Here is a 24595-nt window from a genome sequence, read left to right as displayed (position 1 = left end):
AACAAATGATGGACTATTTGCTTACCAACTCATTGATCAGTTTATGTGTGTTGCTAACTGTACAGCGCTTAAAAAATGCACCTGCCGCATTAAGCTTTTATTTATTGATAATTGCCTTATTCAGTTGGCTAGTGCCATGGCATACATTGTCGCAAATTAATTATTTTTCCGCTTCATCAATTTATACGATTGATGTCTCAGAGTTTACATTTGACATAGTGCCCTCCAGCGACATAACTAGGGCAAAGAGCATTGTTGCTGAGCCACAAGCGGATTATCAATGGCCTGCAATAATTGATGTATTTTTATGGCTATGCACGATTGGCCTAAGTGTGTTTATCTGGCGTGTCGTTGCATACCGTAAATTTATTAAACACTTACAAATACATTCAACACCGAGTAATCACTTTGATCACATTAGTAAAGCTTACCCAATACGCTTAACTAAGCTTGGTGAGCCAGCTATTGCCACTGGTGTACTTAACCCTGTGATTTGGCTTGAATCATCAATGACTAATCGTGACGAGATGGAGTCAGTGTTGCACCATGAACTAACCCACTTAAAGCAAGGTGATATTTACTGGACCTGGTTGATCTGCTTGATTGAAAGTATATTTTGGTGGAACCCATTGTGTTTAAAGTTAGCAAAACAAGCAAGGCAACAACTTGAGTTACGTTGTGATGAACTGTGTATGCAAAAATTAAACGATAAGTATCAGCTCGACTTAGCAAGCTTATTGTTATCAGAACAAAAACGAAAACATAGCACGCCACTATTTACCCCCCCACTTTTGAGTATTTCACATACAAGTAGTTTTAATATTCAAAGAATAAAAATGTTAAACAAGGAGAAAGTAATGAAAAGTAAATATTTATTATTGGTTACAGCAGCGATGTCATTTAGCGCGCTAGCTGCTACACAAATCGTTGATGGCAAAAAAAACAAAGTGTCGGATACAAAAGTGGTCGAGCAGCAAGCCTACAGTGAACAATATAATGCACAATTAGCAGCACTTCTTGAAGGTGCAAAAAACGCAAAGAGTGAGAATGAACAACAATTACAACAATCCGCAGCCAATATTTTGCAGTGGCACCAAAGCAGAAGCGCATTGTCTGGCTATGAAGAATCAGAGTTAAAAATACTGAGTTTTACCTTAGTGAGTCATATTTATCATAAGCTTGGCCAGTATCAAGATGTATTAGACGCATACGAAAAGTGGTACGCACCGGGAAGTAACCCTGAGTACTTTTTGAAGAATGTACTTGCAACAACCTATATGCAGATGGGGCGCAACGAATTAGCAATAAATGAGCTTGAAAGTTTGTCTGATATCTTAGATGGGAAGTTGCAACCTGGTTCGCTGATGAATCTAGCCCGTGCGTATATTGAAGTTGCTGACTATGACAAAGCAATGGACTTACTCAATAGCGAAAATGCTGGGGATAATACTTATACAAATATTCTTAGATATTATGTGTACGATCAGCAAAATAATCGCCAAAAGGCGGACGAATTAAAAGCTAAAATTCCAACTCCTTTTGCAGTTACACCCGCAAAACTACCGCAAATTAGCATTCCGGGTTCGCCGTTATTAAGAGAAATTTAAGAGCTGCTTAACTTGTTACAAGCTGCGTGTAAAGTAGACAATGCACAAAACTTATTAGACGAAATGAAAATCGTAAAATAAGTAATGAGTGAAATAGCAGGGCGCTTACCTTAACGGTAAGCGTTTTTTTTGTAAATGAATCATCTAAACCATTAATCAGATGGATAAAGAGTGCCATTTTTACTGATGCTACTCTGCCATTTTTCTATCATGGTTTGTGCACTGGCAAGTTCATCGGCTGAAAGTTGTGGGTATTGTCGTTGTTCAAACCACGCATAACGGTTATAAAGATCGTTGTTGTTAGTAATTTCCATCATTAAACGATTTAGTGCGTAAGCGTTAGCTAAACTATTTTCAGTTAGTTGTTGTGAATGATACAAATCAGAGAGTGCCATTAATGCTTTTTCACTGCCATGTTGAGCTGCTTGCTCTAAAAAAGCGACTTTTTGTAGTTTATATGTATCGCGTTTTTTAATGTATTCACCTCTGTTTAGAGTTTCAAACCCTTGTGATTTCATATAAAACTCAGGTGTAAGATTTGCAAATGTTTCTTGTGCTGCAACAGAGCCATGTTGCGCTGCATCTACAAGGTATGTATAAAATTGGCGGCGTGCAATCTCATTAATGCCCGTACAATATTCAAATTTCTCTAGAGTGTTATCTATGGCTTCGCCTGCATCACTATATTGGGCTACTGTTTCTAACTTTAGGTGTAAGGCATTATCATCAATAGGCGCTGATAAACAATACCTTAAGTTAGCTGCAATGATATATTTTGCTTCAATATCACCATTCTCGGCTGCAACTTTTAGGTTTTTAAAGTGTTCTTTAAATTGGCCTTGCTGTTTCCATTGTGTCCTTTGCATTACAATCAGCTGAATATCATTTGTGTGCGCTTCATTTTGCTGTGTCGAAACATCTTTGCTATCGGTTAAGTTAGCAGCAATGATTTCTGGTATAGGAGGGGCGGATAATGGCTCTAAATGATCACTAATGTGCTTTGCAGAATGCGAACCTTCTGAAGGGGGATTGTAGGAATAGCCCACAATGAATAAAAATAATACTAAGAGTATTGCTAGATAAATCCAGATGTGCTTATTTTTATTGTAGCTTTTCAAGGTTTCTTCTTTTTAATTGATTTAAATATTAAGACATAGCTGACTGAAATAATATTGTTTTAGTCAGGCTGTGACTAGCAAAATCTTGAAATAAGCAGTGAGTAAATCGCTGGAAGTTTACTTTAATGCAAAGCGCTTTTTTGTATTTGCTATGCCTTTCATCTTCAGTTTGAGAAACGGATCTAGTAGCTTTCCTGCGTTGCTCTGCGTTTATTGTGGATCCTTAAACCGAATTTAAAAGATTTAAACAACACTCTTTTTTTCTAGGTCTACAATTTGCTCAAATCAGCCTCTATTAAAAGAATATTTTTCTCAACATCTTTTAATCTATTTCATGTGCACTTTATAACCAATAAATGCTAGCTTAGTGGCAAATTAATTGAAGGAAATAATTATGAAACTTGAGTCTTTAGCGCTGCATCACGGTTACGAGTCTGAACCTACAACTAAATCGGCGGCGGTGCCGATTTACAACACTTCATCGTATACGTTTGATAATACTCAGCATGGTGCTGATTTATTTGATTTAAAAGTACCTGGGAATATTTATACCCGCATAATGAACCCGACTAATGCGGTGCTTGAACAGCGTATTGCAGCCATGGAAGGGGGCATTGGAGCACTGGCGGTGGCCTCTGGCATGGCGGCTATTACTTACGCGATTCAATGTTTATGTGAAGTGGGCACTAATATTGTCAGTACCAGCCAAGTATATGGCGGTACCTATAACTTATTTGCCCATAGTTTACCGCGCCAAGGTATTGAAGCGCGGATGATTAAAGCCGATGACTTTGCCGGTTTTGAAAACGCGATTGATGAGAATACCCGCGCAGTTTTTTGTGAATCAATTGGTAACCCTGCAGGGAATATTGTTGATATCGCTCGATTAGCTAAAATAGCCCATAGCAAAGGCGTGCCGCTGATTGTAGATAACACGGTAGCAACGCCGTATTTATGCCGGCCATTTGAGCTAGGCGCCGATATTGTGGTGCATTCGCTTACTAAATATATTAACGGTCATGGTACGGCGATTGGCGGCATGATTGTTGATTCGGGCAAGTTTGACTGGCAAGCTAATGCCACTCGTTTTGCGATGATGAATGAGCCGGATCCGTCGTATCATAATGTAGTGTATACCGATGCCTTTGCAGAAGCGGCGTTTATAGGCCGTTGCCGCGTTGTACCACTGAGAAATACCGGTGCCGCGCTTGCGCCTAAAAACGCCTCTGACATTTTAATTGGCCTTGAAACTTTAGGGCTAAGAATGCAGCGCCACTGTGAAAACGCGCAACAGCTTGCTGAATATCTAGAGAATCACCCCAAGGTATTGTGGGTAAACTACGCGGGGTTAGCGTCAAGTCCCTATCACTCAATGAGTAAAACAACCACCAGTGGCAAAGCGTCGGGTATTTTAAGCTTTGGTATAGCGGGCGGCCTTGAAGCTGGCACACGCTTTATTGACGCCCTTAAGATGATTTTACGTTTGGTAAATATCGGCGATGCCAAATCGCTGGCCTGCCACCCAGCATCTACTACACATCGCCAACTGAATGATGAAGAACTGGCGAACGCAGGAGTTAGCCGCGATTTAATTCGTTTATCGGTGGGGATAGAAAACATCGACGATATCATTGCTGATGTAAGCCAAGCGCTCGATAAAGCTTAGTAACGTTAGCTATTGGGTTAAAGCGTGATCCACATTAATGTTTAACCATGCATTTTGTGTTTTGCTTGTAAGGTAGGTTTTATTTACGACCTACCTTACAAATTTACGTTTATATTCGTATATTGATTTAAATAAAATGGAATGCTAGTACATGAAACTATTGATTTTTTTAGGTTCAGTTCGAAATAGTTCGCCACCTAAGCCGGCACGTCTCGGTGAAAGAGTTGCCAAGGCATGCTAACGCTGTTTGCTTGAGCAATACAGTGACCATGATATTGAACTGATAGATCCGCTAGATTACGACCTTGACCCTATATTTAAACCGCACTTTGCTTATTCACAAGCCGAGGTACCTAAAAAACTCGATGATCTAGCGGCAAAAATTACAGCCAGCGATGGGTTTATTATGGTCAGCCCTGAGTACAATCATTCAATGAGTCCGGCATTAGCTAATTTGTTAAACCACTTTGGTAGTTCTTTATTTGCTTATAAACCCAGCGCTATTGTTACGTACTCTGCAGGGCAGTGGGGCGGGGTGCGCGCTGCTGTTGGGATGCGCAGCTTTTTAAGTGAGCTTGGCTGTTTGCCGGTGTCAGCTATGATCCATGTGCCAAAAGCGCAGGATGTATTTATTGAAAGTGGTGAAACAAACAATGAGGCAGAGCAAGCATCATGGCGCGAATATTTTTCGCGGTCGTTTAATCAGTTACTGTGGTGGGCTGAGACAGCAAGTAAGCAACGCGAGCGACTTGATCCTAAGCAATTAATTAAAGACTTTAAACGCGATCCGTCGCAACGTAATGCACCTTAATAAGTTATGGATTATTAACATCCTCTCTGGGAGTATCTAAAATAGCTTGTTTCTCTTGGTCTGATAAAATGATCCAGTCAAATATTTCGTCGCTAGTTCGGCCGCAGCCGCTGCAATAGCCCTTGAGGCGGTGGCATTTACCAATGCAGTCGGTTTTTAATAGCGATGAACTTTTTTTTGGTGTTGAATTCATAAATCCTTAGCCAAGCAGGCCAACATTTGCTGGCCTGTTTTATGGTTTTAGTGCTATTTATTTGCTACTGATTTACCCACTTCAAATGAGGTCGACCATGGCGTTGAGCGTGATAATGTTTTTCCAGTATGGATTGAAATCGCTGGGTTTTTTTCATCAAGTACAAAGGTAGTACGTAATGAATCGGCAGATTCTTTTTGTTGTTCATGCCAGTTATTTTGCGCTAAACAAGCGCGGGTGAAGTCAACCGCCTTTTGATGAATGGCCACCGCTTGCGTTTGCTCTTGGTAGTTATCTTGACAACGATAAGTTACGGTATCGGCATCGAGAGCACTGATTTGGCATGCATCACCAACGAGATTGTATTTAGCTGTCCAGGTTTCTGCGTACTTTGTATTTACGCGGGTGCGCTTTAACACCTCAAAACGTGAGTCGTAGGCGGCTAATAAACCATTGATTTTTTCACAAGGCGTGAGGTTATCAATGCTTGCTTTTTGCTCAGTCGTGAAGCTGCTACAACCCGATAAAATAAGGCCTGTTAATAATACCGATAAATACTTTTTCATAGTGGACTATCCTTATGTGATAGCTAATCCTTCGAAGTTGCTTAAAGGATACCTAAGGGCTTGAAAAAATGCCATTAAAGACGTGAAAATAAAATCATTGCATGACTTATATCAAACGTCCGCAGCGCTATTTTTGACGACTAGCCCTTATTTTAATTAAACGCAGCCACTTATCGATTTTGAACGGGTACATTTTTTATTGTTACGCTACCTGAGCCATCAGCAAGTAATGTAAAACTAGCAGCTTTGTTGACATAAATACCACCGGAGCCATCACTCACAGTAACGTTGCCGCCAATGTTTTGCACATCGATACTGCCCGAACCATCATGAATAATTACATCACCTTGAGTGTTTGCCAGTTCAATACTGCCAGAGCCGTCATGGATATTTACGTTGTCAGTAATATTGCTCGCAGTGATTGCGCCTGAGCCATCTTCAATGGTTAATTGACCCGAAATATTATTGATTTTAATTGCGCCAGAGCCATCATTGATTTTGGTTGTAGCTGCATTTTCAATCGAAATGTCACCTGAGCCATCAGTAATATCAAGGGTAAATGTTTTCGGTATTGAAACCGTTAAATCAATGCGCGTTGGTTGGTCATTATTACTGTCACAATTATTCGCGGTTAACTTTGCTGAGTTGCCACTTTTATCTAAAGCAAGGCAGTAGTTGTCGTGCGCTTCATCTTGATAAATTTCAGCCTTTACCGTTACGGTGTCGGTATTACTGCCTACGATATGTAAAAAGCCCGAACCGGCTGCAACGTTTAATGCTGATAGTGATTGAGCATCAAGGGTAAGCTGTTTTGTGTCTTGTAGTGTCATCTCGTTATTCCAAGCCAAAGCTTGAGCTGATAGCAGTGCCGCGCCAATCAGAGTCAGTCGTGTGAATGCGTTAATCATTATTATTCCCTTTTATTTTGTGGTGTTTTTAGTTTAGTCGCACACAGTGATTGAAAGGTTTAAAGAGGGTTTGATAATTTTTTATTTTAAATTAAAGTTATCTAATACAGGTTGTATCTTATATGGGTATTGAAACATGTTTGCGCCAATCTTGATTAATGGCAATTTCTACACCTTGTAAATATACCCTATAGGAGTATACTTTGATTTATAAAACGAAGGTTTTTGCATCTTTAACTAAAAAAGAAATTCTATCAGACAATGATCTTATCAACGCCTGTGAGCAGATGAGCAAAGGACTTTTTGATGCAGAGTTGGGTGGTAATGTTTTTAAAAAACGTATTGCTGTTGGAAATAAGGGGAAAAGTGCAGGATATCGCACTATTGTTGGGGCTGTGATAGGAGACAAATACTTTTTTCTGTATGAGTTTGCTAAAAGCGACAGAGCTAATATCAACGGTAAAGAAAAACTCGCTTTAAAAGAGTTAGCAAAAGAGTTTTTAGCGTTTAATCAGACTGAGCTTAACCAATTAGTAGATGATGGTGAGCTGATTGAGGTAGTAAATTATGAGTGATATTTTAACTGCAGTACATAAAACTGCGAAAGGCTTGCAAAAGTCTAAGGTAATTAATAAGACTACCATGCGAAAGTTTGATGCTCTTTGCTTAACTACGGTACATGAATTTACACCCGAGCAAGTGCGAAGTCTTAGGCAAAAAAATAACCTTTCCCAACCAGTATTCGCTCGCTATTTTAATGTTAGTGATAAACTAGTGAAGAAATGGGAACAAGGTGAAAGTAAACCAAGAGGCGCAGCGTTAAAAATGCTCTCACTAGCCCAAAAGAAAGGTCTTGAGACCATAGCGTGATCTAGACTGTAAAAAACTTACTTAGCTTCTCGGTTTTTATAATCGGTAGCTATGTGTCGAGGCTTAGCATTTAATTTGTAATTACTTTTTAATTTCTCTTAAGCGCAGCGCCTCTTGGCCTCTTTGTGAGTAATTCACTTAAAAGCGCTGAGCAACACTCAGCGCTTAATAGCAAGTTAGTTAAACTTACTTATGTCTTCCTTGCAAACACGCAACCACGTCTTTCAGCTCTAAGCCTTGGCGTTGTAGTAACACGATTAGGTGATATAACAAATCAGCTGACTCATTAGTGAGCTCTTCGTTGTCGTGTTTCATCGCAGCAAGTGCAACTTCAACGCCTTCTTCGCCTACTTTTTGGCAGCTGCGGCTTAAGTCTTTTGCAAATAAAGAGGCAGTGTAGCTTGTTTCGGGGTCGTCATTTTTACGCGCGACAATCACTTGCTCAAGCTGGGCTAAAAAGCTTAATGCCGGTTTGGCAGCATCACCAAAGCAACTTTGTGTGCCTAAGTGACAAGTAGGGCCAAGTGGTTTGGCTAGCACTAAAATAGAGTCGTAGTCACAATCAGTATGCACCGACACCACTTCTAAGTAATTCTCAGAGGTTTCGCCTTTGGTCCATAAACGGTTTTTTGAACGCGAGTAAAACGTCACTTTTTGCTTTTCAAAGGTCACTGCCAGCGATTCTTGATTCATAAAGCCTTGCATTAAAATCACACCAGTACGGGCATCTTGCACGATGGCAGGGATCAATTCGCTTTTAGCAAAATCAACTTGGGTAAGGTTTTGTTTGGTTAGTTGCATAGTCGCGCCGCCACTTGGTTATCGATTAAATATTGTTTTAATTCGCCGATATTGATCACATTTTTGTGAAATACGCTGGCTGCCAGTGCGCCATCAACGTGGCTTTGCTGAAATACATCGACAAAATCTTGCATGCTGCCAGCGCCGCCTGAGGCGATCAGTGGTATATCACATAAAGCACGCATTTTAGATAATTGCTGGTTATCGTAACCATTACGTACACCGTCTTGGTTCATGCAGTTTAGTACGATTTCGCCCGCGCCTAAGTCTTGCACGCGCTGCACCCATTCCTCGGTTTTATAACGGGTACGGCTTGATGCGTTCGGATCGCCAGTCAATTGATAAACCAAGTATTCACCGGTTGCTTCATCATAAAAGCTATCAATGCCGACCACTACACATTGCTTACCAAACTCATCGTGTAGTTCTTTAATAAGCTCAGGGCGGGCGATAGCAGGGCTGTTGATACTGATTTTATCCGCGCCGCGCTCAAGTACGCGCGCCGCATCAGCAACTGATTTAATACCACCCGCAACACAAAATGGAATATCAATATGGCGAGCAATGCTTTCTACCCAATTCACATCGAGTAGGCGTTTTTCAACACTGGCGCTAATTTCATAAAACACCAGTTCGTCTGCGCCCGCTTCACTGTAAGCTTGCGCAAGCGTTAAAATATCACCAACAATTTCATGGCCTTTAAATTTAACGCCTTTAACTACTTGGCCGTCTTTAACGTCTAAACACGGGATTATGCGTTTTGATAACATGCCAGCGCCTCCTCAACATTAAATGCGCCATCCAGTAATGACTTACCTAAAATAACGCCACCTACGCCTAGTTCTTTGAGCTTTTTAATGTCATCAAGTGAGCTTACGCCACCAGATGCTTGTACTTTGATGTCGCTGTTGTGGTTCGCTAAATCTTGGTACAGTGCAAACGAAGGGCCGGTCATGGTGCCGTCTTTACTGATGTCCGTACATAGGAAGTCTATAACACCCAATGACACATAAAAATCGACTAATTCAAATAAGCCAAATTCAGATTCACTTAACCAACCGTGAGTGGCAGGCGCCCAGCCATTGTCGGTTTTATTAACATCAAGGGCGATAACAAAGTGCTTGGCAGCGAATTTTTCAATCCAGCCTTTCACTTCATCACGTTTTTCAACCGCCATAGAGCCAATCACCACTTGGTTGGCGCCGGCTTTAAGCCAGTCGCTTACGTCTTGCTCGGTACGAATACCGCCACCGACTTGATACGGCACGTTAAGTGCTTTAGTGGCTGCTTGAATGTGTTGCCATTGTTTTTTACTTGGATCGCGTGCACCTTCTAAATCAACAAGGTGCAATTTACCTGCGCCGCTTTGTGCGTACTCTTGTAAGCGCGCACCAAGCTCAAACGGGTAAAATTGCGCAGTATCGTACTTACCTTGGTATAAACGCACGATTTGATTTTGTAATACATCTAATGCTGGAATAATCACTTGAATTCTCTTTATAAATATTTGATTAAACTTGCCAGTCTAAAAAGTTCTGTAATAACCGAGTGCCGACTTTAGCGCTACGCTCAGGGTGAAATTGCATGCCCGCGTAGTTGTCGTTGGCAACAATCGCCGAAAATGTTTGCCCGTATTCGCCGCTAACAAGTGTTGCGTCATTTACTGTATGGGCAAAACTGTGTACAAAATACACTTGGTCGTTTGCATCAAGGCCTTTGGTGAGCGCATGTTCACGGTTAACGGTAAGATTGTTCCAGCCCATGTGCGGCGAGGTTAAACTGCCCACATCCAGCGCTTTAACTTGCCCTGGGATTTTACCCAAACATTGCACATTACCTTCTTCAGTGCTGTCGCACAAAAGCTGCATACCTAAACAAATCCCCATCAGCGGGCGTTGGTAGTCATTTATCGCTTGTTGCCAGCCGCCTTCAACTAAGCGCTTCATGGCAACTGATGCATGACCAACTCCGGGTAAAATGGCGCGTTCAAAGTTTTTAAGTTGCTCTGGTGAGGTAATAACCTCAGGCGTTTGGCCAAGGCGTTCAAAAGCAAAACGCACTGAGTTTATATTGGCACAACCGGTATTAATGATGGCAATCATAAACACCCCTTAGAGCTGGCGGTTTGTTGGCTGGTATCAGCGGCAATGGCCATACGTAAAGCGCGAGAAAACGCTTTAAATAAACCTTCAACTTGGTGATGACAGTTACCGTCGCTAACCGACAGTATTAAGCTGATCGCTGCATTGTCGCTTAAGCTTTTGAAAAAATGCTCAACCATTTGTACGTCTAAATCACCGGCTTTTTCACGGCTAAAGTTGGCGTTTAATACAAATGAGGCACGCCCCGATAAATCGATTTGCGCTTCCGCTTTGCATTCATCCATTGGCAGGGCAAACCCATAGCGAGCAATTTGCGATTTAGTACCAAGGGCTTGCTTAAGGGCTAAACCAAGGGCAATACCGATATCTTCAACAAGGTGGTGCTCGTCAATGTGTAAATCGCCACGGGCTTGAATATCAAGGCCAATGTTGGCGTGGGTGCGAATTTGATCAAGCATGTGATCAAAAAAGCCTAGGCCTGTGCTGATCTCGCCATTTTTACTTTGATCTAAATTGAGTTTGACATCAATTTGCGTTTCTTTGGTATTGCGAGTAACGCGGCCTTGGCGGTCGGCGGTGGTCAACTTAGTAACTATCGCGTTCCAGTCACCGTCATACAAAATGCCTTCGCAGCATAAGTTTTGGGCAAGACCAATATCTGTTTGGCGATCGCCAATCACAAATGAGCGTGCTAAATCGACTTTGCCTGAACGCATTAACTCGGTAAGCAAACCTGTTTTTGGCTTACGACAATCACAATTTTGCTCATTAAAATGTGGGCAAATTAACACCTCATCAAATTTAATGCCTTGGCTTGATAAAATAGCCATCATCTTATCTTGGGCAATATCAAAATCCGCGGTTGGGAAACTATCTGTGCCTAAACCATCTTGGTTTGACACCATCACTAAACGATAACCCGCACCTTGCAATTGTAATAGAGCAGGGATCACATTAGGTAAAAACGCCAGCTTTTCAAGACTGTCTACTTGCTTGTCGGTGATTGGCTCTTCGATAATAGTGCCGTCACGGTCGATAAATAAATACGGGTTGCTCATGATACTTCCTGCTCTTCAAAAGTGGCTGATTGACTTAGGCCATCTAACCATATTTTAACTTGTTCTAATTCTTGCTCACTGCCGATTGAAATACGTAGCCAATCGTTTTCACCGTATAAGGTAAAAGCACGCATCACTAAGCCTTGCTCAAGTGCGATAGTAAAGCTGTTTTTATCGGCTAGCTTTAGAGTGACAAAGTTACCTTCACCACTGAGTACTTGTAATACCGCAGGGGAGGCTTCGAGCCACTGCTTAAGCTTTGCCCTCAGTGCGTTTAAAATGCTTACTTGGCGACGCATAGAGGTAATGGCATCTGGGCTCAGAGCACTTGCAGCAATACTGGCAACCACGGTTGATACCGGATACGGCGCAATTACTTTACGTATTGGCGCTAGTACCGACGCTTGGGCAAGGGTAAAACCCGTACGCAGGCCCGCTAACGCAAACGCCTTAGAGAGCGTTCTAAGTACAACTATGTTGGCAAAGTCATTGATGAGTTTGCTTGCACTTTGCTCTGGGCAAAATTCAATATAGGCTTCATCCACAACGATCAGTGCTTTATCGGCAAGTGCTGTGGCAATGGCCTTTACTTTTTCAAGCGGTGTTAAGCTGCCTGTTGGGTTATTTGGATTACAAATAAACACTAATTTGCTATTACCAACAGCGGTGACTATTTCATCAACTGTACCATCGAGTAATAATGCTTGGCTTAAGTCATTTATTGCTACGTTGTGGGTATCTGCCGTTACTTTGTACATGCCGTACGTTGGTAAAAATAGCGCAACTGAATCTTGCGCTGGTTGGCAATAGGTGCGTACCAGTAGCTCAATACCTTCATCAGCACCACGGGTCATCAATACTTGTTCAGGGGTTAACTGAGCGTAACTTGCATAACGGTTTATAACGCTTGCCGGTTGCGGATCAGGGTAGCGGTTTAAATCATTAATGCTGATATCGATACTTTTAACATACGGGCTTTCATTGGCATTAAGCCACGTTGTGCCGGTTAGTTTCTCACTTTTTGCCGAGCTATATGCTGCTAATGCATCAATATTAGCGGGTAACAAAGGGTTATTGCTCATTGTTCATGGCCTCTAAACGCACCTTAACGGCATTTGCGTGGGCATCAAGTCCTTCTGCATCAGCCAATGGTAAAATTGCTTTTGATAAGTTTTTTAAACCATTTTGAGTAATGGTTTGTACGGTATAAGTGCGAAAAAAATCCAGCAAGTTTAAGCTTGAATAAGTGGCACTGTAACCATAGGTTGGTAATACGTGATTAGTACCCGAGGCGTAGTCACCAGCCGATTCTGGCGTATAGTCACCGACAAACACAGATCCGGCATTTTTAACTTTGCTTAAATACGGGTTAGCATCCGCTAGTTGCAGTATCAAGTGTTCAGGACCGTATTGCGCTGATACATCAAATGCTTGTTCGATTGAATCAACCAAAATAAGCGATGAATTAGCCAATGCTTTTGCGGCGATATCTTGACGCGATAGGTTAGCTAACTGACGTTCAATGGCTTGCTCAGTGCGGGTGATAGTCAATTCACTGTTGCTAAGTAAAATAACTTGCGAATCAGCGCCGTGCTCAGCTTGAGATAATAAATCAGCGGCAATAAATTCAGGGTTTGCGCGTTCATCGGCAATTACTAATACTTCAGATGGGCCCGCTGGCATATCAATCGCCATGCCTGGGATGGTCTGAGCGACTAGTTGTTTTGCCATAGTTACAAAGCTGTTACCCGGGCCAAAAATTTTATTCACCTTGGGCACTGAGTCTGTACCATAGGCCATTGCGGCGATTGCACCTGCGCCGCCACTTTCTACGATTGTTTTGATACCGCATAGTTTAGCCGCATATAAAATTGCTGGGTTAATCGGTAAATCACCTTGCACCGGTGTTGCTAACACTACGGTTGTCGCACCACTTAGCTGCGCCAGTACACCTTGCATAATAACCGACGAAGGTAATGGGGCACTGCCACCGGGTACATAAATACCAACCGCTTCAATGGCTTGATATTTTAGCTCACATAACACACCCGGTTGGGTAGTCAACTTAATATCTTTAGGTAATTGCGCTTGGTGAAAGCGTTTAACATTGGCATAAGCAGTATCAATCGCATACTTAAGCTCAGGGCTAAGCTGCTGCACTGCATCATTTATTTCTTCGCTTGGCACTAATAACCGCGGTGTTGTGCGATTATCAAATTGCTTTGCCATGGCGAGCAGGGCACTATCGCCTTGCTCTTTTACATTTGCCATAATGGTTTGGCAAATTTCCTCAACTTCAGCACTTGCACTTACAGCAGGGCGCATTAGCGCCGCGGCTTGTGCATCTGCGGATACCTCATTCCAGCGCAGCATTTGGTTACTCCATCATCTTTTCAATTGGCATAACCAAGATAGAATTTGCGCCAAGCGCTTTTAATTGCTCCATGGTTTCCCAGAATAAGGTTTCGCTGCTTACCATGTGCAGGGCTACGTACTCATCAGAGCCAGCTAGTGCTAATACCGTTGGTTGACCTGAGCCTGGTAAAATATCGCAAATCTCATCCAGTTTATCTTTTGGCGCATGGAGCATGATGTATTTGCTTTCTTTGGCTTGTCTCACGCCGCGTAAACGTGGCATAAGTTTGTTGATCAGCGCTAATTTGTCGGTATCTTGCAGGTCTTTATTTTGGATAAGGCAGGCATTTGATTCTAAGATAGTATCGCCTTGCATAAGGCCGTTAGCTTCAAGCGTGGCACCGGTAGATACTAGATCACAAATTGCGTCAGCAAGTCCGGCACGTGGCGCGACTTCTACTGAGCCAGTCAGCATTACTGTGCTGGCGTTTATGCCTTCACGCTTTAAGTATTGAGTTAAGATTTCAGGGTAGGTGGTAGCAATGCGTTTGCCTTCAAACCAGCTTTTATCTTGCTTGCCTAGCTCTTGTGGCCATGCGAGTGCAAGGCGGCAGTAGCCAAAATCAAGTTTAGATAATTTAGTTACTTCACTTGGTACGCCTTGGCGCTGACGCTCTGCTTGTACTTCAACGAGTACGTTTTCGCCTACTATGCCTAAATCACACACACCATCCATTACCAGACCTGGGATATCGTCATCGCGCACACGCAGTACGTCAATCGGCATATTGGTCGAGTGGGCGATCAAGCGTTGCTCACGTAAGTTAAGTTTAACACCTAGCTGCTTTAGTAAGTCTTGGCAATCTTTAGAAAGGCGGCCACCTTTTTGGATGGCGATACGTAGACGGTTGCTATTACTCATTATTCATTTTTCCTTTAATTTAAAAACTAAAAACCCCGAGGGAACCTCAGGGCGAAAAATGAATCATTGTATGTTGACTCGCCAGAGGTTCCTTTTAGGAATAACCTCTCAGCGAAAGACCTGACAGGTTATTCCGATGAATGGTGGTGATGATGATGTACTGTTGTCGGGTTTAAGCGCATTATAATATATCCTAAATAACTTTCGTTTTATCATTGCTTCATGTAAACAAAAGTGTTTAATCTGTTTAAGTAAATTTCACATATAGAAAAACACAGTTGTGGGGAAGCTGGCAAGTTTTTTTTGCATAAATTAAAGAATAAGCTATAACGGCCGATGATAAGAGTAACCAAAGGAGGAACGTATGGATATGATGATCCCGTATTTAGGGCAGATCACCCGTTTGCAACTTGAATCGAAAGGCGCTTTTTACATTGCGGGCCTAAAAGACTCGAACACGTCGCGAATTGAACGTGAAAAACGTAGAAAACGTGAGCTTCTTCAGAAAGAATTACTGTTGGATAAAGAACCTAAATCTGATGGTTCTGCCATATCTGAAGATGAAAATGGCGAAAAACACCTTGATACATGGGCCTAAAGAACTCAATACATGCATAGTATTTATTTAATCTGCTATATTAAATAAACGCAAAAAGTCAATAAATATGCATGTTGAGGTATTTAATGGATAAACCGTTATTCCCTGACAATGAAGAGGCCAGGCTTGCAGCATTAAGAGCGCTAAATATTTTAGACACGCAAAGTGAAGAGTCACTTGATCGCGTGACACGCCTTGCTAAATATTTATTTGCTGTACCGATCTCGCTAATTAGCTTAATAGATGAAGATAGACAATGGTTTAAATCATGTATTGGGCTCGATGTTAAAGAGACGCCCCGCGATATTTCTTTTTGTGGTCATGCGATATTAGATGATAACCCGCTGGTTATTTGTGATGCACTAACTGACCCTCGGTTTGCAGACAATCCATTGGTACTAAATACACCTAAAATACGTTTTTATGCAGGGTATCCAATTAAATTAGAGGGTATGTGTATTGGTACACTCTGTATTATTGACAGCAAATCACGAGAGTTTGCTAGCGAAGACATACAGGCATTAAAAGATCTGGCGCTGATAGCACAACGTGAGCTATCTATCATGCAATTAGCAACCCGCGACGAGTTAACAAATATCCCTAACAGACGGGGTTTTAGTTTAATGGCGGAACGTTACTTAGATCTTTGTATGCGCCAACAGTTAAACGCGATTGTGATCTTTATTGATCTAGATTCATTTAAACCAATCAATGATGAATATGGACATGCTGAAGGCGATAGAGTGCTGCATTTATTTGCAAGTGTAATAAGCGCGTCGTGTCGTAAATCAGATCTGTTCGGTCGTTTTGGTGGTGATGAGTTTGTACTGATGTTAACACAGACAACGTTGCGTGAATGCCAGCTTCTTATATCGCGCATAGAAGAACGTGCCAGTAAATTGAGTGAGTCGCTACCTAACTTAGTAACATTTAGTTTTTCGTTTGGTATAGCCGAATTTGACCCCCAACACCCGTTAGAGCTTGAAGCGTTGTTGCAAATAGCAGATGCAGATATGTACAAAAATAAAGCGGCTAAAAAGGCAAGTTAACCTTTTTAGCCCAAGCAATATTATTTAGCGGAGTTAATACTGCTATGTATGAGTGGCGAAATAGTAAGCCCTTGTACAACGATGGAAAATATCACCACAACGTAGGTAACAATAACAAGCAGGTTGTGTAAATCAGAGCCACCTATAAATACTTCATCGCGAGGAATTGCTGCCGCCATTGCCAGCGCAAGGCCACCGCGCAAGCCACCCCAAGTTAAAATTTTAACGGTATGCTTGTCGTATTTTCTAAACTTCTTAAACAACACAAACGGCGCGCCAACACTGATAAAACGAGCAAATAACACCACAGGTACCATCAGTAGACCTAAGCCGATTTCAGCTAGGCTGATTGGCATGGTGACAATCAACATACCAATGATCAAAAATAACAACGCGTTTAAAAAGCTATCGGTGGCATGCCAAAAGTCTTTTACATAGCGGGTATCTTCAGGCCCTGTGCGTTCGGTTGCTTTGCTACGGGTGATATTGCCCAGCAATATGCCACTGGTTACCATGGCAAGGGCTCCTGATATTTCCCATATGTTGGCGGCAGCAAAACCGGCCGTAGGGATCGTTAAGGTTAGCAAAAGGCGAATATTTACATCACGACTGTTGATGATCAAGTAGTGGCCCACTAATGCAATGGCGAGACCAAATACAATACCGCCGATAGCATCAACTAAAAACAACTCACCAATATCAAGCACTGTTGCTTCAGTGCCATAAAATGCCACTGCAAAGATAGTTGTAAAGATAACTAAGCCAATACCGTCATTAAAGAGTGACTCACCTTCTACCTGAACCGAGATCCCTTCAGGTGCGCGCATTTGTTTAATAATGGCAAGTACAGCAATAGGATCGGTAGGGCTAATTAATGCACCAAATAATAAACAATAAATAAAAGGCACTGGCCAGCCCAGTAGTGCAAATAAGTAAAAGCTTAAGTAACCGATAATGAATGTGGAGACTAAGGTTGAAAACAATACTAAGGCGGTTATTTCCCAGCGCTGCTTTTTAAGCGCGGCAAGGTTGATTTCAAGTGCTCCCGCAAACAGCAAAAAGCCTAACATCCCTTTGAGTAATAATTGATTAAAATCAATGCTTGAGACGATTTGGGTTATCTCAAGAGCGGTCGAATCCCCTTGTAATTTAACCGCTAAAATTAATAATAATGATATCACCACTGACCCTGTTGTTATGGCAATGGTTGTTTGCATCTTGAGTATGTATTGATTAGCAAAAGCAATAAAAATAGCTAATGCAGATAAAAAACAAATGAGGTACCAAGCATTCATTGATTGACCTTAAATAATAATATTGAAATGAGCAAAAAGGAATGTACTTTCGCGCGGGTATGTTACTCCTGAGACTTTGAAATGTCACCGCGATAATGCTGATAATCACACTTTTAATAGGCGTTTTTGTTAGAGATTGATAGCTCGATAGACCGCCAATTAACATAATCACGGTAATGCACCTCTTCATAGTTCTGAGTAAAAATGGCAATTATCTCTCAATTAATACATTACTAATAATAAAAACAAATGATATGTAACTAAATGTTAATTTTATGTATATATTTATTTACAATTTTCAGTGCTATCGTCTTAATTATTTAACATTTAATTCTTAACCTATTGTTTTTAAATGTTTCCATTTTAGTTTTTGGTTTTTATTGTTAATTTTATGTTTCATTTTCATTTTTGGGTAAAGCCGTATAGGCTGAACTTGAATCGGGAACAGGTAGTGCCGGTTTAATACAAAAATATTAAATACATAACAATCTAACGGAGCGTAAACGTGAATTTATCTAAAATCACATTGGCAACTATTGGTGTTCTGGCTTTAACACAAGCATCAAGTGTACTGGCTGCAAATAAACAATACCTAAATGAACAAGTAGGCTTAAATAAAGCATTGCAAACGAGTGCCTCGGCTGTACTTATGGCAAGCCCAAAGCAGTTAATAGGCTTAGAAGATGGCAGCGATTTGGTCGTTTTAAAAGAAGTTAAAAGTAACAATGGTGATACCACCCGTCGTTATCAACAACAATATAAAGGGTTGCCAGTCATTGGTGACACCGTGAGTTTAACTTTTAATAGTAACGGACAATTAAAGCGTGCCCATGGCGCTGCGGTTTATGATATTAGCAGCGACATCGATACTGTTAAGCCGAAACTAGCTAAAAAAACGGCAATCGCACGTAGTCAGCAACATTCACCTGCTGCGGCAAAAGCTGTCGGTCTTAAAAAACACAACGAACAATCTCGTTTGGCAATTTGGATTGATGAAGACAATATTGCCCATTTAGTCTACGAAGTAACTTATGTGACCTATGGCGCAGAGCCTGCTCGCCCATATCAGATCATCGATGCCCATTCAGGTGAGTTGCTACATAGCTTTGATAATCTTCAACATGCTAGTGCAACAGGCCCAGGCGGTAATTTAAAAACAGGTAAATACATTTATGGTACTGACTTTGGTAGCTTAGATGTCACGCAATCTGGCAATAACTGCACGATGAATAGCAGTAATGTGAAAACCATTAATTTAAATGGCGGTACTAGTGGCTCAACAGCGTATTCATTTACGTGCCCAGAAAACACTTTTAAGGAAATTAACGGGGCGTATTCGCCACTTAACGATGCCCACTATTTTGGTAATGTGATTTATAACATGTATAACGATTGGCTTGGCACTGCGCCACTTTCGTTTCAATTAAAAATGCGTGTTCATTACGGCAATAATTATGAAAATGCATTTTGGGATGGCAGTGCAATGACATTCGGTGACGGCCAAAATACATTTTATCCTTTGGTTAGTTTAGATGTCTCTGCCCATGAAGTAAGTCATGGCTTCACAGAGCAAAACTCAGGGTTGGTATACAGTGGCAAGTCAGGTGGCTTGAACGAAGCATTTTCTGATATGGCTGGTGAAGCCGCTGAGTTTTACATGAAAGGCAGTAATGATTGGTTAGTCGGGCAAGAGATCTTCAAAGGCAATGGCGCATTGCGTTATATGAATAATCCGACCCAAGATGGCAGCTCGATTGATAACCAAGCAAATTATTATTCAGGCATGGATGTTCATTACAGCTCAGGTGTTTTTAATAAAGCGTTTTATAACTTAGCAACCACAGCTGGTTGGGATACTAAGAAAGCATTTGTGGTCATGGCTCGGGCTAATCAATTGTATTGGACTGCCAGCACCAACTGGAATTTAGCGGGTAATGGCGTAATGGACGCTGCCTGTGATTTAAACTATGACCCAGCTGATGTACAAAGTGCGCTTGCTGCGGTTGGCGTTACTTCCAGCCTTAGTTCAGGTAGTAGTTGCGGAACCACCCCACCGCCAGCAGATGAAGAGCTTAGCAATGGCGTGCCGCGTACTGGCATCAGTGGTAGCGAAAAACAGCAATTGTTTTTCACTTTAGATGTACCAGCAAATGCGACTAACCTACAGTTTAATACTGCCGGTGGCACTGGTGATGCGGATCTCTATGTTAGGTTTGGTGCTAAACCAACATTAACTACATATGATTGCAATAGTACAACTTCAACGAGCACTGAAAGCTGCGCCATCAGCAATGTTCAAGCGGGAACCTATTATGTAATGGTCGAAGCATGGAATCAAATATCAGGCGTTTCACTTACAGGTAGTTTTGATGGTGGAGATACAGGTACTACACCAATAAACCGTACTGAAACCAATGTAAGTGTTAGTTCAGGTGGCTGGACTCGTTTCAGCCAAGAACTTGGCGCAGGCTACTCGTCATTAGATGTATCGATTGCCGGTGGCTCAGGTGATGCAGACTTGTATGTTAACTTTGGTTCACCATCGTCAACTTCATCTTACCAGTGTCGGCCATATAAAAATGGCAACAATGAAAGCTGCAGCATTGCAAATCCGCAAGCAGGCACTTGGTATGTTGATTTAAGAGGCTACAGCGCTGCTAGCGGCGTAACCTTAACTATATCGGCTAACTAATCAATTCCTCACCAAAGGGAGCATCCGCTCCCTTATTTATCTGTTTGTTTTTTAACACATAAATTTAATGAACACAGCTTAAAAAGGAAACCTTTATGAATATTTTTGCACCCAGTGCATTGCTTGGCATCGTGTCACTGTTGGTAAGTCCGCTGAGCGTAGCACAAGATGTTGAGAAGATTTGGGTCACGATAGACCCTATCGCCGCTAAGCATTATAAGTTGAATCAAACAGCTCATCATCACAATGCAGAACGTCTTACTGTACAAGACTCTCGTTTAGAAACCGTGAATTTTATGCGTATCAATCAAGCTGAAGTCGCCAGTTTAAGTGAGTTTATGCATGATAATTATCATCGCTGTGGTGGGTTTGTCGCACATGATTCATTGGCTGAAGCAGAGCTTTATACTGAACAATTAGCAACAGTGCAAAGCCTGGCTACGAATACCGTTGCAGCTACTTACAGCATCGATAATGGGCAAACTGTTCAACAACTTATTAATACGATTAGTGCCAATGATTTAACCAATACAGTTAATTCTATGAGCAATTTCCATAATCGCTATTACTCAGTGCAAAGTGGCGTTGATGCATCGCAGTGGTTAAAAAACTACTGGCAGCAGTTAGCCAGTAGCCGTACGGATATTAGTGTTGATTATTTTAGCCATAGTTGGGCGCAGTCATCGGTCATTGTAACTATTGCTGGTAGTGAAAAAGCGGACGAAATAGTGGTTGTTGGTGGGCATTTAGACTCTATTAACCAATCGGATCCAAGTAATGGCCGAGCACCTGGTGCCGATGATAATGCCTCTGGTATTGCCGTGTTATCTGAAGTACTACGCGCTATTGTGGTCAACGACTATAAACCACAACGAACGATTAAAATAATGGGGTTTGCTGCGGAGGAAGTTGGTCTGCGTGGTTCTAAAGCCATTGCCTCTGCGTATAAATCGCAAGGTAAAAATGTACTGGGCATGGTGCAATTTGATATGACCGGTAACCATGGTAGTAGCGATGATATTGTGATGATGACAGATTATACGAATACAGCCCAAAATCAGTTTTTAGGACAACTGATTGATACTTACCTACCGACACTCACATACGGTTTTGATCAATGTGGCTATGGCTGCTCAGATCATGCATCTTGGTATCAGCAGGGGTTTGCGGCCTCTATGCCTTTTGAGTCTCGTATGGCTGATATTAATCCGCTGATCCATACTGCAAACGACAGTAATTTTGATGCTGATCATGCGACTAAGTTTGCAAAACTAGCTGTTAGCTATGTTGCAGAAATGGCGAAAAATGCCGGGGATATTGAGCCTCCAACTAACAATGAATTAGAAAACGGAGTGACAGTTACCGATATCAATGCGCTGGCCAAACAACAAGTTTTTTATACTTTGTCGGTACCAGTGGGAAGCAGTAACTTAAGTTTCACCACAACCGGTGGAAGTGGCGATGCAGACCTTTATGTGAAGTATGCAAGCCCTCCGACTTTGCAAGACTTTGATTGTAAAAGTACCACCGCAACGAGTAATGAAACATGCGTTATCAATAATCTACAAGCAGGGGTATACCATGTGATGGTTGAAGCATGGGATCAGATTGCTGGTGTATCATTAACCGGTAGTTACACAGCAACATCGGGAACACCGCCTATCAATAGGGTCGAGAGTAATGTCAGTGTGGCTACGGGTGAGTGGACGCGCTTTACTCAGCAATTGCCCAGTGGTTATACAGCACTTGATGTATCAATAGCTGGTGGTAATGGCGATGCAGATTTGTATATGAATTTTGCAGCACCGTCTACAACCTCAACATATCAATGTCGGCCTTATAAAAACGGCAATAATGAAAGTTGCGCCATTACCAATCCTCAGGCAGGAACTTGGTATATTGATATACATGGCTACAGCGGCGCAAGTGGGATCACTTTGACTATTAATGCGCAGTAATGTTAAGCGCTAAATAGCAAAGGTAAGCTGCTTTGCTATTTGCTTTGCGTATTCACTTGCTCTAGTTACTGTGCTTGCGTAAAATCTTGCCATTATTTTTAGTTAAGCGATCGTTATTATCAAACAGCTTTTTAGTGCAGATGGACCATTGGCGTTGTCATTGGAGGGTTACACTCCGCGGCAGCCGCAAATTGATATGGCGGTGGCGGTCAGTGAGGCATTGAAAAACCGCACCCAGTTAGTGGTCGAGGCGGGCACGGGTACGGGTAAAACCTATGCCTACCTTGCTCCTGCATTAAAGTCGAAAGGTAAAACCATTATTTCTACCGGTACAAAAGCGCTGCAAGAGCAGTTGTACCATAGAGATTTACCACAATTAGTAAAAGCACTCAGCGCCAGTAAAAAAACCGCCTTATTAAAAGGGCGCAGTAATTACTTGTGTACTTATCGCTTAAATCAGCACGTCGCCCATGTACCGACTGATGATTCTGACGTGATGCATCAACTAGCGATGGTGGCTAAATTTGCGAGCGAAACGCACACGGGTGATTTAGCTGATTGTATTGGTATTGAAGAAGACGCCAAAGTTTTACCTTATGTAAGCTCTACCGCTGATAATTGTTTGGGTAAAGAATGCCCTGATTTTCAAGATTGCTATATTCGTAAAGCGCGCCTAAAAGCTATGGATGCCGATGTAGTGGTGGTTAATCACCATTTATTTTTTGCTGATATGGCAGTGAAGGACACTGGATTCGCAGAGCTTATTCCAACCGCTGACGCCTATATTTTTGATGAAGCACATCAGCTGAGCGAAATTGCCAGCGATTATTTTGGTGAAAGTGTCAGTACTAAAAAGCTGGTGGATTTAATTAATGATCTGCGAGCCATTTACCGTGCTGACATACCCGATATGCTGCAATTGGGCAAAACCTTAAATAAGTTAGAAACCAGTGTTGCTGACTTACGCTTGCAGTTTGGCCTTGATGGCAGTCGCGGAGATTGGCGACAAATGCTCGCAAGTAAGGAAATTTGCGCTGCATTGCATCGGGTTATTAGTGATCTCGATTTTTTATATCAAGTGCTAAAACATTGCTTAGATAGAAGTGATAAAATTGAGCACCCATTTGAGCGCACCCTTGCGTTCAAAGGCCAATTAGAACGGGTGTTTGATATTAGCCAAACCGGCTACAGTTATTGGTATGAAACAACTCGCCGTTATCTAACCGTGCATGTTACGCCACTTAATGTGTCAGTTAAATTTGCACAAATGATGAAAGATACCGGCGCTGGGTTTGTTTTTACCTCCGCAACCTTGTCTGTCGATAACGCACTTGATCATTTTAACGCAAGTCTTGGACTTAAACCTGCCAAAAGCATGATGGTTGATAGCCCGTTTGATTATTATCAACAAGCATTATTATGCTTACCGCGCTACTTGCCAGAAACACACGCGGCAAATATGCCTCATGCAATAGTTAAACTTACACTCGATTTAATTAAAGCGGCAAAAGGGCGCTGCTTTGTATTGTTTACTAGCTACCGGATGATGCACTTAGTGGCTGAGGGTTTAAGCACACAAATTGACTATCCAATTTATATGCAAGGGCAAATGTCTAAACGCATTATACTCGAAAAATTCACCCGCCATGGTAATGCCGTATTACTTGGTACGGCTTCATTTTGGGAAGGGGTTGATGTTCGAGGTAGTGCGTTAAGTTGTGTTATTATTGACAAATTGCCCTTTGCGGCACCGGATGATCCATTATTACAAGCTAAAATGCAGGATGCGCAATTACAAGGCCATGACCCATTTGCATACATACAACTTCCTCAAGCTGTTATTGCACTAAAACAAGGCGTTGGCCGTTTAATTCGTGATAATAAAGACAAGGGCGTGTTGGTAATTTGCGATAACCGCCTAGTGACACGCCAATATGGCCAAGTATTCTTAAAAAGCTTACCGCCGATGCGCCGTACCCGAAGCTTGGCTGCTGCCAGCGAATTTTTAGAACATATTAATTAGAGA

Annotated in this window: 23 protein-coding genes; 10 read left to right on the top strand and 13 right to left on the bottom strand. The window is 41.9% G+C overall.

Translation table 11 applies throughout. The features are described 5' to 3' along the window. Positions 1 to 5 precede the first annotated feature (5 nt). Positions 6 to 1607, top strand: coding sequence for a M56 family metallopeptidase (locus tag ENH88_RS16000; protein WP_304183691.1), 1602 nt, complete (start codon positions 6 to 8; stop codon positions 1605 to 1607). A 152-nt stretch (positions 1608 to 1759) separates the two neighbouring features. On the opposite strand, the gene ENH88_RS15995 is transcribed toward ENH88_RS16000, so the two are convergent. Continuing rightward, positions 1760 to 2725: a hypothetical protein gene (locus tag ENH88_RS15995; protein ID WP_304183690.1), complete on the bottom strand. Its 966-nt coding sequence runs from the start codon at positions 2723 to 2725 to the stop codon at positions 1760 to 1762. A 394-nt stretch (positions 2726 to 3119) separates the two neighbouring features. Between ENH88_RS15995 and ENH88_RS15990 the strand changes: the two genes are divergently transcribed. Together ENH88_RS15990 and ENH88_RS15985 are read left to right on the top strand one after the other, a co-directional pair. Continuing rightward, positions 3120 to 4391, top strand: coding sequence for an O-acetylhomoserine aminocarboxypropyltransferase/cysteine synthase family protein (locus ENH88_RS15990; RefSeq protein ID WP_304183688.1), 1272 nt, complete (start codon positions 3120 to 3122; stop codon positions 4389 to 4391). Between the two features lie 247 nt (positions 4392 to 4638). Continuing rightward, positions 4639 to 5202, top strand: coding sequence for an NADPH-dependent FMN reductase (locus ENH88_RS15985; RefSeq protein WP_304183687.1), 564 nt, complete (start codon positions 4639 to 4641; stop codon positions 5200 to 5202). A 4-nt stretch (positions 5203 to 5206) separates the two neighbouring features. On the opposite strand, the gene ENH88_RS15980 is transcribed toward ENH88_RS15985, so the two are convergent. The 3 genes from ENH88_RS15980 to ENH88_RS15970 form a co-directional block, all read right to left on the bottom strand. Continuing rightward, positions 5207 to 5395 carry a DUF1289 domain-containing protein gene (locus tag ENH88_RS15980; protein ID WP_283709232.1) on the bottom strand — a complete coding sequence of 63 codons (189 nt, stop codon included), beginning with the start codon at positions 5393 to 5395 and terminating at the stop codon, positions 5207 to 5209. A 53-nt stretch (positions 5396 to 5448) separates the two neighbouring features. Beyond that, the gene (locus tag ENH88_RS15975) at positions 5449 to 5961 is read right to left on the bottom strand and encodes a hypothetical protein (RefSeq protein WP_283709233.1); all 513 of its coding nucleotides are present in this window, start codon (positions 5959 to 5961) and stop codon (positions 5449 to 5451) included. 170 nt (positions 5962 to 6131) lie between these two features. Then, a complete protein-coding gene (locus ENH88_RS15970; protein ID WP_304183685.1) occupies positions 6132 to 6869 on the bottom strand; it encodes a hypothetical protein in 738 nt (245 codons plus the stop codon). Between the two features lie 203 nt (positions 6870 to 7072). Between ENH88_RS15970 and ENH88_RS15965 the strand changes: the two genes are divergently transcribed. After that, positions 7073 to 7444: a type II toxin-antitoxin system RelE/ParE family toxin gene (locus ENH88_RS15965; protein ID WP_304183683.1), complete on the top strand. Its 372-nt coding sequence runs from the start codon at positions 7073 to 7075 to the stop codon at positions 7442 to 7444. Further along, positions 7437 to 7739 carry a helix-turn-helix domain-containing protein gene (locus ENH88_RS15960; protein WP_283709236.1) on the top strand — a complete coding sequence of 101 codons (303 nt, stop codon included), beginning with the start codon at positions 7437 to 7439 and terminating at the stop codon, positions 7737 to 7739. Before ENH88_RS15965 ends, ENH88_RS15960 begins: the two co-directional genes overlap by 8 nt. A gap of 186 nt (positions 7740 to 7925) precedes the next feature. Here ENH88_RS15960 and hisIE read toward each other — a convergent pair whose 3' ends face one another. The 8 genes from hisIE to hisG are packed head-to-tail and all read right to left on the bottom strand — an operon-like array spanning position 7926 to position 14977. Further along, on the bottom strand, positions 7926 to 8540 hold the full coding sequence (gene hisIE, locus ENH88_RS15955; protein ID WP_304183680.1) for a bifunctional phosphoribosyl-AMP cyclohydrolase/phosphoribosyl-ATP diphosphatase HisIE: 615 nt from the start codon (positions 8538 to 8540) through the stop codon (positions 7926 to 7928). Next, on the bottom strand, positions 8531 to 9310 hold the full coding sequence (hisF, locus tag ENH88_RS15950; protein ID WP_304183678.1) for an imidazole glycerol phosphate synthase subunit HisF: 780 nt from the start codon (positions 9308 to 9310) through the stop codon (positions 8531 to 8533). The genes hisIE and hisF overlap by 10 nt, the downstream gene beginning before the upstream one ends. Further along, entirely contained in the window at positions 9292 to 10026 is a 735-nt protein-coding gene (locus ENH88_RS15945) for a 1-(5-phosphoribosyl)-5-[(5-phosphoribosylamino)methylideneamino] imidazole-4-carboxamide isomerase (protein WP_304183677.1), read from the bottom strand. Before ENH88_RS15945 ends, hisF begins: the two co-directional genes overlap by 19 nt. A gap of 25 nt (positions 10027 to 10051) precedes the next feature. Then, positions 10052 to 10642, bottom strand: coding sequence for an imidazole glycerol phosphate synthase subunit HisH (gene hisH / locus ENH88_RS15940; protein WP_304183674.1), 591 nt, complete (start codon positions 10640 to 10642; stop codon positions 10052 to 10054). Further along, the gene (gene hisB / locus ENH88_RS15935; protein ID WP_304183672.1) at positions 10639 to 11700 is read right to left on the bottom strand and encodes a bifunctional histidinol-phosphatase/imidazoleglycerol-phosphate dehydratase HisB; all 1062 of its coding nucleotides are present in this window, start codon (positions 11698 to 11700) and stop codon (positions 10639 to 10641) included. The genes hisH and hisB overlap by 4 nt, the downstream gene beginning before the upstream one ends. Beyond that, the gene (gene hisC / locus ENH88_RS15930; RefSeq protein ID WP_304183670.1) at positions 11697 to 12782 is read right to left on the bottom strand and encodes a histidinol-phosphate transaminase; all 1086 of its coding nucleotides are present in this window, start codon (positions 12780 to 12782) and stop codon (positions 11697 to 11699) included. The genes hisB and hisC overlap by 4 nt, the downstream gene beginning before the upstream one ends. Beyond that, the gene (gene hisD / locus ENH88_RS15925) at positions 12772 to 14073 is read right to left on the bottom strand and encodes a histidinol dehydrogenase (protein WP_304183668.1); all 1302 of its coding nucleotides are present in this window, start codon (positions 14071 to 14073) and stop codon (positions 12772 to 12774) included. The genes hisC and hisD overlap by 11 nt, the downstream gene beginning before the upstream one ends. Before the next feature lie 4 nt (positions 14074 to 14077). Then, on the bottom strand, positions 14078 to 14977 hold the full coding sequence (gene hisG, locus ENH88_RS15920) for an ATP phosphoribosyltransferase (RefSeq protein ID WP_304183667.1): 900 nt from the start codon (positions 14975 to 14977) through the stop codon (positions 14078 to 14080). 364 nt (positions 14978 to 15341) lie between these two features. Between hisG and ENH88_RS15915 the strand changes: the two genes are divergently transcribed. Further along, positions 15342 to 15575, top strand: coding sequence for a hypothetical protein (locus tag ENH88_RS15915; protein WP_304183665.1), 234 nt, complete (start codon positions 15342 to 15344; stop codon positions 15573 to 15575). A gap of 86 nt (positions 15576 to 15661) precedes the next feature. Continuing rightward, positions 15662 to 16624: a sensor domain-containing diguanylate cyclase gene (locus tag ENH88_RS15910; protein WP_304183664.1), complete on the top strand. Its 963-nt coding sequence runs from the start codon at positions 15662 to 15664 to the stop codon at positions 16622 to 16624. A gap of 20 nt (positions 16625 to 16644) precedes the next feature. On the opposite strand, the gene ENH88_RS15905 is transcribed toward ENH88_RS15910, so the two are convergent. After that, positions 16645 to 17919, bottom strand: a complete 1275-nt coding sequence (locus ENH88_RS15905) for a cation:proton antiporter (RefSeq protein WP_304183662.1) — start codon at positions 17917 to 17919, stop codon at positions 16645 to 16647. Between the two features lie 505 nt (positions 17920 to 18424). Here ENH88_RS15905 and ENH88_RS15900 point away from each other — a divergent pair. The 3 genes from ENH88_RS15900 (at position 18425) to ENH88_RS15890 (ending at position 24592) form a co-directional block, all read left to right on the top strand. Beyond that, positions 18425 to 20611: a M4 family metallopeptidase gene (locus ENH88_RS15900; protein WP_304183660.1), complete on the top strand. Its 2187-nt coding sequence runs from the start codon at positions 18425 to 18427 to the stop codon at positions 20609 to 20611. 95 nt (positions 20612 to 20706) lie between these two features. After that, on the top strand, positions 20707 to 22569 hold the full coding sequence (locus ENH88_RS15895) for a M20/M25/M40 family metallo-hydrolase (RefSeq protein ID WP_304183659.1): 1863 nt from the start codon (positions 20707 to 20709) through the stop codon (positions 22567 to 22569). Positions 22570 to 22765: 196 nt separating this feature from the next. Beyond that, entirely contained in the window at positions 22766 to 24592 is a 1827-nt protein-coding gene (locus tag ENH88_RS15890) for an ATP-dependent DNA helicase (RefSeq protein WP_304183865.1), read from the top strand. Positions 24593 to 24595: the final 3 nt, after the last annotated feature.

Origin of the sequence: Pseudoalteromonas prydzensis (assembly GCF_011050055.1) — a bacterium.
GTDB classification, from domain to species: Bacteria; Pseudomonadota; Gammaproteobacteria; order Enterobacterales; family Alteromonadaceae; genus Pseudoalteromonas; species Pseudoalteromonas prydzensis_A.
This window is presented reverse-complemented; position numbering and strand designations above follow the sequence as displayed.

What these genes read in the sequence shown, in the direction of transcription:
- ENH88_RS16000 (WP_304183691.1), top strand. Translation starts at nt 6, where the DNA reads ATGATGGACTATTTGCTTACCAACTCATTGATCAGTTTATGTGTGTTG.
- ENH88_RS15990 (WP_304183688.1), top strand. Translation starts at nt 3,120, where the DNA reads ATGAAACTTGAGTCTTTAGCGCTGCATCACGGTTACGAGTCTGAACCT.
- ENH88_RS15980 (WP_283709232.1), bottom strand. Translation starts at nt 5,395, where the DNA reads ATGAATTCAACACCAAAAAAAAGTTCATCGCTATTAAAAACCGACTGC.
- ENH88_RS15975 (WP_283709233.1), bottom strand. Translation starts at nt 5,961, where the DNA reads ATGAAAAAGTATTTATCGGTATTATTAACAGGCCTTATTTTATCGGGT.
- ENH88_RS15970 (WP_304183685.1), bottom strand. Translation starts at nt 6,869, where the DNA reads ATGATTAACGCATTCACACGACTGACTCTGATTGGCGCGGCACTGCTA.
- ENH88_RS15960 (WP_283709236.1), top strand. Translation starts at nt 7,437, where the DNA reads ATGAGTGATATTTTAACTGCAGTACATAAAACTGCGAAAGGCTTGCAA.
- hisIE (WP_304183680.1), bottom strand. Translation starts at nt 8,540, where the DNA reads ATGCAACTAACCAAACAAAACCTTACCCAAGTTGATTTTGCTAAAAGC.
- hisF (WP_304183678.1), bottom strand. Translation starts at nt 9,310, where the DNA reads ATGTTATCAAAACGCATAATCCCGTGTTTAGACGTTAAAGACGGCCAA.
- hisH (WP_304183674.1), bottom strand. Translation starts at nt 10,642, where the DNA reads ATGATTGCCATCATTAATACCGGTTGTGCCAATATAAACTCAGTGCGT.
- hisB (WP_304183672.1), bottom strand. Translation starts at nt 11,700, where the DNA reads ATGAGCAACCCGTATTTATTTATCGACCGTGACGGCACTATTATCGAA.
- hisC (WP_304183670.1), bottom strand. Translation starts at nt 12,782, where the DNA reads ATGAGCAATAACCCTTTGTTACCCGCTAATATTGATGCATTAGCAGCA.
- hisD (WP_304183668.1), bottom strand. Translation starts at nt 14,073, where the DNA reads ATGCTGCGCTGGAATGAGGTATCCGCAGATGCACAAGCCGCGGCGCTA.
- hisG (WP_304183667.1), bottom strand. Translation starts at nt 14,977, where the DNA reads ATGAGTAATAGCAACCGTCTACGTATCGCCATCCAAAAAGGTGGCCGC.
- ENH88_RS15915 (WP_304183665.1), top strand. Translation starts at nt 15,342, where the DNA reads ATGGATATGATGATCCCGTATTTAGGGCAGATCACCCGTTTGCAACTT.
- ENH88_RS15910 (WP_304183664.1), top strand. Translation starts at nt 15,662, where the DNA reads ATGGATAAACCGTTATTCCCTGACAATGAAGAGGCCAGGCTTGCAGCA.
- ENH88_RS15905 (WP_304183662.1), bottom strand. Translation starts at nt 17,919, where the DNA reads ATGAATGCTTGGTACCTCATTTGTTTTTTATCTGCATTAGCTATTTTT.
- ENH88_RS15895 (WP_304183659.1), top strand. Translation starts at nt 20,707, where the DNA reads ATGAATATTTTTGCACCCAGTGCATTGCTTGGCATCGTGTCACTGTTG.
- ENH88_RS15890 (WP_304183865.1), top strand. Translation starts at nt 22,766, where the DNA reads ATGGCGGTGGCGGTCAGTGAGGCATTGAAAAACCGCACCCAGTTAGTG.